This is a genomic window from Vibrio cholerae, from assembly GCF_008369605.1.
Lineage (GTDB): Bacteria > Pseudomonadota > Gammaproteobacteria > Enterobacterales > Vibrionaceae > Vibrio > Vibrio cholerae.
In genome coordinates, this window is record NZ_CP043556.1 from 519128 (window position 1) to 531804 (window position 12677).

The following is a 12677-nucleotide window of genomic DNA, read 5'->3' on the forward strand; positions in this document are numbered from 1 at the left end:
TCACTCCTTAGGAATATAGAGACTAAAAGTTGTTTCGTGTTGGTCACTATCCAGCTCTAAATGCCCCTGAGCACGGCTAACCAAAGACTGAACTAAATACAACCCGATCCCTCGCTCACCCTCTCCTTGCTTACTGGTTACGCCGGGTTTGCACAGTTCCGTTAAGGCTTGGGTCACCTGAGGGCCATTATTACTGACTCGTAAGCAAAGCTCTCGGCCGTTTTGATGTAGAGAGACGCGTACCCATGGTGCTGGGGTGCCACGTACCGCTTCGAGACTGTTATCGATAAGATTTCCCACTAGAGTGCAGAATGATTCTTCTGCCATACCCAGTGACGTCACACTTTCGACCGCACTGTAGTCCAGTGGAATATGCCACTCTTGGCCTTTACTCCATTTACCCATCAAAATCGCCGTCAGTTGTGGCCATGCATGTAGATGGCGCAGGGCATCCATCTGTACTTGATTGAGATTACTCTGTTGCAATACATAGTGCAGAGCTTGATCATAGTGCTGCAATTGAAGCAACCCAGCCAAGGTTGACAGCTTGTTACGATACTCATGGCGCGCCATCCGTACGCTATCCACATATTGGTCGACTTGTTGCAATCTGTCCGCCAGCGCTTGTAATTCACTGTGTGCACGCAAGCTGTACACCGCACCTGCCGCGCCATGTTTATCCCACAGTGGCACACAACTTACGATTAAAGATTGCCCGTTCAAACAAGCCAAACGGTCAATATACGTCTCATTTTTTTCTTGCTCACTAATCCCTTGTAGCCACGTTGCAATCACGCTGAGCTGCTCAGACTCTACACCGAGTAACCGCTTAGCCGAATCATTGATGAGGTAGATGTCACCATTTGGATTGATGGCCACTAAACCCTCGTGCGTAGCTTGGATCACGCCTTCGTAGGTCATTAGTGACTGAGCTAATTGCCAAGGTTCACGATCTTGCATTTGCCGGCGGACTAACCTTGCAAAAGCGGTAGAAATCAGTGTTGCAAGCAGCAAAGTAATACCAGCCACCAACAGTAACGGCTGCCGTTTTTCATTTTGCCAAACCGCTACTGTATCCAGCAAATAACCGACTTTGATCATCCCAATCACATCGCCGTTAGCAGCACGAATCGGCGAGATATAGCGCAAGGATGGCCCCATGGAGCCCACACTATAAGAAAGGTAGGCTTTGCCTTCATCCAATGCGGGACGAATATCATCCCCCATTACAGGCAAACCGATTCGCGCTGTTATCGGGTGCGCGAGGCGAATACCTTGACGATCACTGACGGTAATAAAATCGGCGTCAGTAACACTTTGCAGCGCTTGCACCAACTGGCTCACTTGCTTGGCATCACGCTTGTTCACCGCTTCAATCAAATCAGGATATTGGGCTAATTGCACCGCCTGAACTTGCGCTCTTAGCGCAATTTGATGACTCATCAGTCGCTGAATTTTATCAGCACTAAACCACCACCAAACTAGAGCCCCAGCGGCAAAGGCACTACAGAGCAGCAAAGTAAGCTGCTGAGTAAAGGTTCTCGGGATCATCCGGCTTGGCATTATGTTTCATCCTCTGCGTAATTACGCCAAGCATACGGGAATGGTCCTCAAGGCAGAGACGCCAAAACACAAAAATATGATCGAGATCGAACGGATGAATTTTATGAATTTAATGGCTTTAACTGCTTTTATCTCAGTTGACTTGCAATACTGATTTGTTCTCACCCCCAAGGGTTGAAATGCCACTAAGCAAGGCAAAGAAAACTTGATTTGAAGCAGTATTTATAACCTCGCCACCGTTAAGTTAGTAAAAAAACAGTGGAGGTTTATATGTTCTCATCAAACAATCTAAAGCTACTCGCTCTGATCTTTTTCGGTAGCATACTGTGGTTTATTCCCCCCCCTGAAGGCCTTGAGCCCAAAGCGTGGCAAATGATGACCGTGTTTGTCACTACCGTGGTCAGCTTGATCCTCGCCCCTTTGCCTTTGGGGGCAATGGCATTAATGGGGCTATGTGCCACCGTATTACTTGGTATTTTGCCTATCAAATCTGCGTTGGCGGGCTTTTCTGATCCAACGATCTGGATGATTGCCGCCGCATTTTTTATTTCTCGCGGCTTCATTAGCACCGGCTTTGGACGCCGCGTGGGTTACTGGTTTATTTCTAAACTCGGCCATAACTCGTTAGGACTCGCCTATGGTTTAGTCTTAACCGACTTACTGTTCGCCCCCGCCACACCAAGTACCACAGCTCGCTGTGGTGGCATCATCGCACCACTGTTTCGTTCTGTCGCCGCAGCTTATGATTCCGATCCAGAGAAGGGCACCCAAAACCGCATCGGGGCTTTTTTGGTGCAGTGTATTTTCCAGTGCAATGCGATCACATGCGCTATGTTCCTAACTTCAATGGCTGGTAACCCTCTCGCTGCTAAATTTGCTGCAGAACAAGGTGTTACCATCACTTGGGGTGGCTGGGCACTCGCGGCGATTGTCCCTGGATTGGTATGCCTATTTGTGATCCCTCTGGCGATGTATACCTTCTTTCCTCCTGAGCTCAAAAAGACTCCAGAAATGCGCGCTATTGCGAGCAAAAATCTCGCAGAGATGGGCCAAATGAGCCGGGATGAATGGATGGTGTGTATCACCTTCCTCGGGATGGTCACGTTATGGGTGTTGGGACCCACATTGGGTATTCATGCTACTGTCACCGCCTTAATGGGCATGCTGTTCCTACTCATAACCAAAGCCATTAGTTGGGATGCCGTCTTAGGTGAGAAAGAAGCTTGGCACACTATCACTTGGTTTGCAGTTCTGGTGATGATGGCCAGTGAACTGAATAAACTTGGTTTTATCAAATGGTTTGGTGCCATGATTGGCGATTCGCTCGCAGGTTATGGTTGGATGGCAACCTTGGGGATCTTGCTCCTCGTTTATTTCTACAGCCATTACCTTATGGCCAGTGCCATGGCACACATCAGCGCAATGTACTCTGCCTTCCTTGCTATCGCGATTGCCGCAGGTGCACCTGCTATGTTGGCCGCGATTGTGCTTGGTATTTTTAGCAATTTGTATATGTCCACCACTCACTACTCCTCTGGGCCTGCACCAATACTATTTGGTACGGGTTTCCATAGTTTGAAACAGTGGTGGAAAATTGGCTTTGTGTTCACCTTAATTGTGATTCCGATTTTCTTCTTTATCGGAGGAGCATGGTGGAAGCTGATTGGCTTGTGGTAAGCAAAATAGATAGGTGAATGTAGGGATTTGTCTATCACCCCTAAGCCCGCGCAACGCGGGCTTATTTTGTATTACTGGCTGACGCATTTTGCGGTTCTGCGTTCAACTTGACCCAGTTATTACTGAGATGGAACATGGCACAAGCGCTGCAAGTGAGGACTTCGCCTTGTCCATGAATGGTCATGACCAAATCATCACGTTTTTCTTTGGAGTTATTACGGATCTGGATCCGTAATGTTTTGCCATCAACGCTAAATGGGCGCTCCCATTTTTGCTGCGCTGAATGCATGTACACGACGCCCTGCCTAAACTCCAACACATCTTTGTTGTGCGGATTATCATACAGACCATTAAAGGACAAGGTTTCGCGATTCACAAAGTTTTCCAGCTCCTCTTGAAAACAGCCGCTTAATAGCAATACGCTCAAGATGAGAATGATGGGTTTCAAGTTGGCCACGTTCATAATCTTTTCCTTATCTTCGTTGCTCCAACTCCAGCAGGAAGGCTTTACGTTCTAAACCACCCGCATATCCGGTCAGTTGGCCATTTTTTCCAACGACTCGATGGCAAGGCACAATGATCGAAATCGGGTTCTTACCATTTGCGAGTCCAACGGCTCTTACTGCCTTAGGGTTGCCTATTGCTTCTGCCAGTTGTTGATAGCTCCATATTTCCCCATAAGGGATCTTGCATAGTGCGTGCCAAACCGACTGCTGAAATGCCGTGCCGCTGGCGGCCAACGGTAGCTCGAATTGAGTGCGCTGACCTGAAAAATACTCATCCAGTTGGCGTATCGTTTTGTTAAGTATAGGACATTCTTTCACATAGTCGCCCAAATGCTCAGGTTGAGTCGTTTGGGTAGCAAACCATACGCCTAATAAGCCTTGAGAGCTCGCTTGTAAGGTCATTGGCCCGAGGGGGATGAGTAGTCAGTAAAATGGCTCATTTAGTGACTCCAGCAATGAAAAGTGGCATAACTGCCCCAAGGGGCGACCGATTCGGCAGTTAACTGAGGAAATTTCGCCAGTACTTTTTTCACGATCAAATCTCCGGTTAAAAAACAGTGGCTACGTGATTCACCGCGCAATTGCGCGTAGTCGACGGTCCAAGGACCAATCCCGCTTAGCGATAACCACGCCATTGGCGAATCCATAGGATGCAACCGGACGTAGTCCGCCAAACGTTTTAAGGTTTCCTTACGCCTTTCCGGCATACGTAAGAAGCTTAAGTCGCTCATTTGCACTTGTTCTGGGGTTGGGAAATAACGTGTTGACCCTTCGCTCGCCGCCAGCGTGGAGACTAACAAGTTCAATTGTCCAATTGCAGCTTTGACTGAAACTTGTTGACCGAGCACTGCGCGCACTCCCGCTTCCCATGCATTCCATACCCCGGGGATACGGATCCCGGTGCGCCGTACCAATCCCGGAGCTAACTGTTCTAAATGAGCCTCAATACTGATCAGGTCTGCATCGAGATCAAACATTCGTCGCAGCCGAGCGACTAAGTGGCGAAGATCACTCAAACGCTCCATCTCAAACTCAATGTCTAAGTGCGACTGTGCCATGCTCGCCTTAAACCATCCTTGACCTTCACCAAGGATAAAATAACGTTGATAACTCTGTTCATCGACCTGTTCCATGCCTTCAATCGCTCGCAGACGATAAAAATCCAACATATGCGCCCAGTCAAAAGGGCCGCGAAAAGCTAAGCTCAGATGATTTCGAGAAGGAAGAGCGGCTCGTTCTCGCCGAACTTGGGTCGGCGTCAACCGAAATAATTTTTGGAATGCATCATTAAAACGGCGGGTGCTCTGAAATCCACTGGCGTAAGCCACTTCGGTAATCGATATTTGGCTCGTATGCAGTAATTGTTTGGCAAACATGAGCTGCTGGATCTGCGCATATTGTTTAGGCGGCATTCCTAAATGACGCTGAAAAAGCTGGCGCAGATAACGGTCACTGATACCTAAGCGTGAGGCTAAAGTCTCTAAACTGCCGTCCAGCTCTCCCTGCTCAATCAGAGTCAAGGCACGTAGAAATGTGGTTTCGGCTCCTTTCCACGCCCATGAATGGGGAGCGCTTTCAGGCCGGCAGCGCAAACAAGGTCGGTAGCCCGCCGATACCGCTAACGCTTGCGAGGAAAAATACTCAACATTCTCTTCTTTCGGTAGGTTGGCTGGGCAAATCGGGCGGCAAAAAATCCCTGTGGTTTTAACCGCAACAAAAAAACGCCCATCAAACCGTGGATCTCGGCTCATCCGAGCGCGTTGGCACACCTCTGCGGATAATTCATTAAGCAATGTCATCCAAGCCTCCTGCTCGCTTTTTTGTTCAGTCTACCCAGTTCCGCAGTCTAGACTAGCCATTTTCGGAACGGAATGCAGAGACTAAGCTGCAAAAGCTTCTTCAATAATTTTGAACAAGAGCATCAGCCTAATGGGATTCTCTGCGCAAGGCTCATCCCATAAACTTCATTTCATCAAATATACAGACCATTTGAGTCGTTCGAAAATTTCAACCCAGTCTATCACCGTATAGCCTGAGTCAACCGAGAGGATTTATTGATGAATACTTTATTAAAAACTGCTTTAACTTCACCAAATTCATGGGCCCCCCTAGCACTGCGCCTTCCCCTAGCCATCATTTTTATGGCGCACGGTGCACAAAAGTTGTTTGGTTGGTTCGGCGGTTACGGCCTTGAAGGTACAGGTCAATGGATGGCTTCGATTGGCTTAGAGCCTGGTGTAGCGATGGCATTTCTGGCCGGAAGTGGGGAGTTTTTTGGCGGATTAGCCATTTTGCTAGGTCTGCTGACACGTCCTGCCGCACTGGTACTCTCCGTCACCATGCTGGTCGCGATTTTTAGCGTGCACTTTAGCCACGGCTTATTCTTAAGCAACGGCGGTTACGAGTTTGGCTTGGCTCTGTTGGCAGGCTCTGTTTCACTGCTGATTTCAGGTGCAGGTCGTCTGAGCCTCGATAATCTGCTACTAAAGCGTTTGGCATAAGTCACTTCAACATAAGTCACTTCAAGCAGAAAGGGGGAGTCGTGTTAAGCGATTCCCCCTTTCTCGTACCTACGACTTAATCAGTGCTCAATCACACGGCTTCCACTTTGCCCACCGTACGCACCACACTGAAAGGGTCTAACGTTTTCATCAACTTCTCCACCTGCACTATCGCCTCAATGGAAGAGCTGTTTTTGCGATAGCTAAGATAAAGTGGGCGCTGCCAATCATTCACCTCGGACACACGATGTAATTGCCCTGCATCCAATAAGGGTTGCACCATGGTTTGCGGTAAGTAAGCGCTGCCCCCTTTCTCCAAAATGAAATCTAACGCAATTCTTGCCGTCGACGTTCTTAAAAAAGGTGCTGGCGCTTTAGGGTGGCGGTCGGCATGCTCTGAAGCAAAACGCGCGCCCCAATCGACATAAACGTAGCGATTTTCAAACACGCTATCGGCATCGTCAGGCTTGGTGGATACCAACACGAGAACCAAATCAGCCACTTTTTTGCATTGCAATTCTTCGGCTTTGATCGGATCCAGAGCGAAAGCCATATCCAAAGTACGCTCTAGCAAGCCGCGATTGAGTTGCTCTCGCCCCATAACTTCCGCCAAAAAGCCATAGCCTTCAAATGTATCGGTGATGCGGCTTAAACAGTGCTGTAAGTAAGCATCCCAAATGTTAGGCGTACCGCCTAATGTGAGCTGCAAAGCCTTACCACTTTCAAGTGATAATTCAAATTTCGCCTGCTGCAGCGTTGCAACCATGACCTCAGCATACCCCACCAAACGCTCGCCTGCTGAAGTCAATTTGATGTTGTTACGGTCACGGGTAAACAACTGAGCATCGAAATGATTTTCAAGTTGCTTGATGCGCGCACTCACCGCCGCTTGCGTCAAATACAGATTTTCAGCAGCACGACCAAAATGGCGAACTTTGGCCAGTTCAAGAAAGGTGCGAAAGACTTTTACGTCCATATAGTTTCCTCTGATGTTACCCGTGAAGATTAACAAGTAAGAAGTATTATGACGATAAAAAATTTTTGTTTTTCTTTTCCGAAGATTACGCCTAACTTTCGCCGTGACCCACGGCTACAAGGTGGTTGAACATATTCACACGAGGTTGACATGTCTGAGACAGCATTTCGTCAAGGAAAAAAACGTTTTTTCGATACTAAGAAGTTCCCAAGAGGCTTTGCTAAATCTGGAGACTTTACTCTAGCAGAAGAGGATATCCTAACTCGGTATGGCGACACTATGCTCGGTTTGGAGAGTGGTGAGCTACAGCCCGAAAATGCCGATGAAGAACATTTTCTAAAAGTGCTCGCAAACCCAGAGTTAGCAGAAAACAAATTAGAGAAAGCTTGGTTGAAATACACCCGTCTGGCTCGTGGCCGCAAGCGTTTCCATACCTTGAATGGCCGCAACAAGCCTGATGGCGTTGAAGATTACACCGACGACGAACCAAGCTTGACTGAGGAAGATTAATCTTTCCTTCGGGCTACATAAATCATTTGTAGCCCTCTGACATGGATGGACGACGATTGGCGTCCTTTGGGAGGAAAGATGCCCAACCCAGTTTCTAACGTTTATTCTCTTGAAGAGATGTTATCGCTGATCCAGCGAGAGCAGCCTTTCGCCGGAGAGCTAGAATCCGCTGGCTGTTTCATCAAGATAGAAGACTATCTGCCCGTGGTTTGTACTGCTATCCATGCAGGAAGCCGTTTACGCGAAGATTTGCTCAAACAGTGCCAACTGAGCAAAACGGAACGTAATCTTGAAGAAGCACCTTATACCGATCAATTTATTGCCTCCCAGCCCATCACTTTGTGTGGCCTCGATTCTCGCTTCGAGTACGATCTGAACCGCGCGAAAACCCTCAGTACCCGCTATAAATCTGCTTGGAATCGCCCTTTGAGCGATAAACAGCGTACAGAGAGCCATCGTAAGCACAGCGAGTTTTATCAACTCTATGAGGCGTTAATCCGCAAACTTGAAGCGATGCATGGCATGGTGATTGTGTTTGATATGTACGCTTACAACTATAAACAGCTGGGTGATAAACCCACTCCAGTGTTTAACGTAGGTACCGCACAAATCGACATGCAGCGTTGGGGCTCCGTGGTGAAGCGTTTCTGTGCTGAACTGAGTAAAATTCAGCTGCCGCACATCGAAAATAGCACCGAAATCAACGCGGTATTTGAAGGCCGTGGCTATTTAATTGCCCATACCAACGCTCATTTTGACCGAACGTTAGTACTCCCCACTGAAGTAAAAAAAGTCTTCATGGAGGAGGATACTGGCACTGTCTATCCCTTGGTGTTAAACGCGCTGTGTAGCGGCCTTAAAAGTGCATTGAGCCAAACCAGTGCCTATTTTCAGCGTCGTCATAATCGTCGCCGAATAAGCAAAGCGAAAATGCTTGGCTCATCGATTGAACCAGCGATTTTGAGTATTGATGATGCGCTGTCTAAACTGACGCGCAAAGTCGAGACACTTAAATACGTCAACCCAACCAATATCAATATTGAGCAGAAGCGTTTTGAAGCGGCACCGAGTCGCTATAAACCCGAGTTTCGCTACAAACAGTTACCCATCAATGCCAATGAATTTAAACAGCAACTGTATCAATTGCCAATCGAGACCATTTCCGATCCTGATTTGAAACAGTTGTACGGCTCGATGGTCGATAAACTGAGCGAAAAAATCGACTTGCTCACCAGCATAGGTCAGGAATCCTTCCTGTATAACTCGCCGCGTTTTTATGGCCGACCGAATCGTACCGCGATAGAAAACGCGAAATTTCTACTCTACGCCAAGACGTTACCGGAAGAGAAAGGCGAGCTGTATAACGCGGATCAAGCCGCTGAAATCATGCTGAAAAAAGCACAGGAATGGGGTATGCATTGCCATATTACGCCCACCGCATCACTGGCAGCGCGGGCGATGGTGAGTGGCAAAAAGCCTCCAACCTTATATCTCAATAGCAAGGTGATGTACTCACATGCAGAGATACAGCGCCTAATTCAGCATGAAATTGGCGTTCATCTCGCCACCACCTTTAACGGCCGTATGCAACCTTTGCGCGTGTTTTCGATTGGTTTACCCGGTGCAACTGAGTCACAAGAAGGGTTGGCCATTTTGGCGGAATACAAAGCGGGTTATATGTCGCATGAGCGACTCAAAACCTTGGCAACGCGAGTGTTGGCGGTCGATTCCATGCTTAAAGAGCACAATTTCTACCAAACCTTCAGCTACTTAACCGAAGAGTATGGTGTCGATCGAGAAAGCGCCTTTGTGACCACCACACGGGTGTATCGCGGCGGAGGTTTCACCAAAGATCACCTTTATCTTGAAGGGTTTATCAATACCTTGCAGCAAGCACAAAAGCGCAGCTTAGATAATCTGTTGGTCGGGAAATGCAGCTATCAATACCTTGATTTAATTGATGAGCTGGTCGAGCGCGGCTGGCTGATCAAACCCCGATTCCGTTTCGATGATTTAGGCAGCGAGCCAGAGCCCACCCTCAAATATTTGATTGAGTCGCTACGCCACTAACTCACTCGATACAATAAGCTCACTCGATACAAGAGGATCTTTCTCCCAAAGCCCTGACGCAGGCCACTGCTCAGGGCTTTTTTAGGGAGATGAATCAGCACTATCTCCAAATGACTTAAAACATCAGGTAAAAAATATCCTGCATTATTTCGCCAACATGCTCAGTTTTTTCAGGAAACTGTCACGTAAGTGCTCCTGCTCATAGGCCAAATGGTAGGTATTGTGGAAGCCAATCTTCAGCTCAACACCGTTACCACGCATGAAGATGTTGTAGCCATCATAATCCGCATACGCTTCAATCCCTTCATAGATCTTGCCAAATTCAGTGGGTGAGCCATTTTCCATTACCGTTTCATACGCCGATAAGACTTTGCTCGGTTCCAGTTCATTTTTCATGATCTTTTTCCTCGACATGTGCCCATAATCAGTATTGGCAGTTAGGCGCCAGCTTGCCAGTTTATGATCTGCGTCAGCGCAAAAAAACACTTAATTTTGGCCATAAATTTTTTGAGACCCGTTATATTGGACGAAGCTTATCTTGATAGGACAAGGCTCTAGATTGCCGAACATCCACCCGATTCAAGCCTATTGGTTGGCCGCTTTTATCAAGACTATAATTTTTGACCTAAAACAATGGCAGTTCAATCTTACTTATTTTATAATGAAAATTAACATAAACCCACTCTGCTTTGTTTGCACTAGGGCACTCAGTAGGAAGGGAATTGCAAGGCATCATAAATTCAAATCTAGGGGCAATACATGAGACTTATCCCACTGAAAGCGGCAGCACAAGTTGGTAAATGGGCGGCTGCACACATTGTTAAGCGTATCAACGAGTTTCAACCAACAGCTGAACGTCCTTTTGTATTGGGACTCCCTACTGGTGGCACACCACTCGCGACTTATAAAGCGCTGATTGAAATGCATAAAGCGGGTGAAGTGAGCTTCAAACACGTCGTCACTTTCAACATGGATGAGTATGTTGGCCTAGCCGCAGACCACCCTGAGTCTTACCGCTCATTCATGTACAACAACTTCTTCAATCATATTGATATCCAAGAAGAAAATATCAATCTGCTGAACGGTAATACCGATGATCACGAAGCAGAATGCAAGCGCTACGAAGACAAAATCAAATCTTACGGTAAGATCAACCTGTTCATGGGTGGTGTAGGTAACGATGGCCACATCGCCTTTAATGAACCAGCGTCTTCTCTCTCTTCACGCACTCGTATCAAAACCCTGACGGAAGATACTCGTATCGCTAACTCACGTTTCTTTGATGGGGATATCAATCAAGTGCCTAAGTATGCACTGACTATCGGTGTCGGCACTCTGCTGGATGCACAAGAGATCATGATTCTAGTCACTGGCCACAACAAGGCACTGGCACTGCAAGCAGCGGTTGAAGGGAGTGTAAACCACCTATGGACTGTCTCTGCACTGCAACTGCACCCTAAAGCGGTGATCGTGTGTGACGAGCCATCAACCCAAGAGCTGAAAGTGAAAACCGTTAAATATTTCACTGAGTTAGAAGCCAAAAACATCGTAGGCTTCTAAGATAAATCTCAATCAAGCTAATAAAAACGCCTCGATATTCGGGGCGTTTTTATTGCTATCTCTCCTCAAACGACTACGAGTTGCGACTTCAAGTAAGAAGAGCCTCGATAGAAGTAGAGCCTTTTCCTTATTATCTTTTGTCAAACGGGAGGCTATCGATTGGGCCTTGTGAGAAATCCAGTCGCTCACTGGTAACATGAGGCACGTCATTGAGAGCATTAGGTTCAATTAAATCAATTAAAGACTCGGCTTCTTGCTCTGCGAGAGGATCCACCACATCTTTCGTCGGAATCGGGATCTGGCGTTTATACAGTTTATTCAGCGCACGAATCATCGAATGTTTAGTCACCGAACTGGTGGCTAATTTACGTTGCAACGGTTTGGCCAAGGCTTGTAAACCGACAATCGATTCCACTCCGAGCTTCCCCCCCACCAAATCACGCAGATTTTTCGCAGGCTCATACCCCATAGAAGCCGAAAGGAACAACCAAATATACGCAATTGCTTTACCGTGAGCACCACGGTCAATCCACGCTTCACCGGCATGATACATGGCTTCAGGGTGCCCTTTTTCTGAGGCACGCTCTAACCAATAACACGCCATCGGAAAATCACTGGCGCCACCAATGCCATGCAGCAAGTTTTGCCCTAATCTCATCATGCCTTCGGCACTGCCCATACGAGCGGCCTTTTCATACCAAAACGTCGAATCTGAAGGCGTCGGAGCAATGTTATCTTTCGACACGCACCATCCGCCCATAAACAAAATCGCATCAATGAAATTGGCTTCTGCCGCTTCTTGAATTAGCCCAATACCACGCGAAACGTTAACTTCCACCCCACGACCGTATAGCCATGCCATGCCAGTTTCAAATTTGGCAGCCAGATCGCCTTCAACACCACGCACACAGGTTTGCCAAAATTTGGCCTTCTCTTTCGCAATCACATCTTCTCGGATCCGCTGACAAACCCGCACAATACCGTACATGGCGGGGATATTGTCGAGATGTGCGGCTTTTTCATACCAAAACAAGGCTTCTTTTAAACTGTTGCGTTCCGCCTCTTTGGCTAAAAACAAAATGGTTGGAATGTGCCCGGATTCGGCTTTAAACAATCTTTCTTTGCGTTCTTGCTCTCGGTTACGCTCTAACGCTTTGCGATACGTCTCTTCTCTGGCTCTGCGTTCTTCCTCTAACCGCTTACGTCTGACGGATAGCACTATCATCCAGACAAAAATCAGGATAAGTGTTAGCCCGGTAGCGCCAATCGCAATTCCGATAATATTCATAGTTTCTCTAACTGGGTCACTGCCTT

The 12677-nt window shown here is 47.4% G+C and carries 12 protein-coding genes; 5 read left to right on the plus strand and 7 right to left on the minus strand.

The genetic code is table 11. The features are described from left to right. Window positions 1–1563, minus strand: coding sequence for an ATP-binding protein (locus F0316_RS16465; RefSeq protein WP_149560728.1), 1563 nt, complete (start codon window positions 1561–1563; stop codon window positions 1–3). A 270-nt stretch (window positions 1564–1833) separates the two neighbouring features. On the opposite strand from F0316_RS16465, the gene F0316_RS16470 reads away from it, so the two are divergent. Continuing rightward, window positions 1834–3240 carry a DASS family sodium-coupled anion symporter gene (locus F0316_RS16470; protein WP_000493039.1) on the plus strand — a complete coding sequence of 469 codons (1407 nt, stop codon included), beginning with the start codon at window positions 1834–1836 and terminating at the stop codon, window positions 3238–3240. Window positions 3241–3301: 61 nt separating this feature from the next. On the opposite strand, the gene F0316_RS16475 is transcribed toward F0316_RS16470, so the two are convergent. Genes F0316_RS16475 through F0316_RS16485 form a run of 3 tightly spaced genes read right to left on the minus strand, consistent with a single transcriptional unit; the run spans window position 3302 to window position 5545 of the window. Continuing rightward, window positions 3302–3703 carry a hypothetical protein gene (locus tag F0316_RS16475; protein WP_001099816.1) on the minus strand — a complete coding sequence of 134 codons (402 nt, stop codon included), beginning with the start codon at window positions 3701–3703 and terminating at the stop codon, window positions 3302–3304. Between the two features lie 10 nt (window positions 3704–3713). Continuing rightward, window positions 3714–4148 (minus strand): methylated-DNA--[protein]-cysteine S-methyltransferase, encoded by a 435-nt coding sequence (locus F0316_RS16480; RefSeq protein ID WP_000174821.1) that lies wholly within the window; start codon window positions 4146–4148, stop codon window positions 3714–3716. A 38-nt stretch (window positions 4149–4186) separates the two neighbouring features. Continuing rightward, entirely contained in the window at window positions 4187–5545 is a 1359-nt protein-coding gene (locus F0316_RS16485) for a DNA-3-methyladenine glycosylase 2 family protein (RefSeq protein WP_032474305.1), read from the minus strand. 258 nt (window positions 5546–5803) lie between these two features. On the opposite strand from F0316_RS16485, the gene F0316_RS16490 reads away from it, so the two are divergent. Next, window positions 5804–6247: a DoxX family protein gene (locus F0316_RS16490; protein ID WP_001094294.1), complete on the plus strand. Its 444-nt coding sequence runs from the start codon at window positions 5804–5806 to the stop codon at window positions 6245–6247. A gap of 91 nt (window positions 6248–6338) precedes the next feature. On the opposite strand, the gene F0316_RS16495 is transcribed toward F0316_RS16490, so the two are convergent. Next, window positions 6339–7223: a LysR family transcriptional regulator gene (locus F0316_RS16495; protein WP_000382702.1), complete on the minus strand. Its 885-nt coding sequence runs from the start codon at window positions 7221–7223 to the stop codon at window positions 6339–6341. A 150-nt stretch (window positions 7224–7373) separates the two neighbouring features. Between F0316_RS16495 and F0316_RS16500 the strand changes: the two genes are divergently transcribed. Beyond that, entirely contained in the window at window positions 7374–7733 is a 360-nt protein-coding gene (locus F0316_RS16500) for a DUF413 domain-containing protein (protein ID WP_001882815.1), read from the plus strand. A 78-nt stretch (window positions 7734–7811) separates the two neighbouring features. Beyond that, entirely contained in the window at window positions 7812–9803 is a 1992-nt protein-coding gene (locus tag F0316_RS16505) for a flavohemoglobin expression-modulating QEGLA motif protein (protein ID WP_149560729.1), read from the plus strand. Between the two features lie 144 nt (window positions 9804–9947). Here F0316_RS16505 and F0316_RS16510 read toward each other — a convergent pair whose 3' ends face one another. Next, on the minus strand, window positions 9948–10199 hold the full coding sequence (locus F0316_RS16510) for a DUF3081 domain-containing protein (RefSeq protein ID WP_000787145.1): 252 nt from the start codon (window positions 10197–10199) through the stop codon (window positions 9948–9950). A gap of 363 nt (window positions 10200–10562) precedes the next feature. Between F0316_RS16510 and nagB the strand changes: the two genes are divergently transcribed. Beyond that, window positions 10563–11363 carry a glucosamine-6-phosphate deaminase gene (gene nagB / locus F0316_RS16515; protein WP_001237050.1) on the plus strand — a complete coding sequence of 267 codons (801 nt, stop codon included), beginning with the start codon at window positions 10563–10565 and terminating at the stop codon, window positions 11361–11363. 130 nt (window positions 11364–11493) lie between these two features. On the opposite strand, the gene F0316_RS16520 is transcribed toward nagB, so the two are convergent. Next, window positions 11494–12651, minus strand: a complete 1158-nt coding sequence (locus tag F0316_RS16520; RefSeq protein WP_149560730.1) for a tetratricopeptide repeat protein — start codon at window positions 12649–12651, stop codon at window positions 11494–11496. Between the last annotated feature and the right edge of the window lie 26 nt (window positions 12652–12677).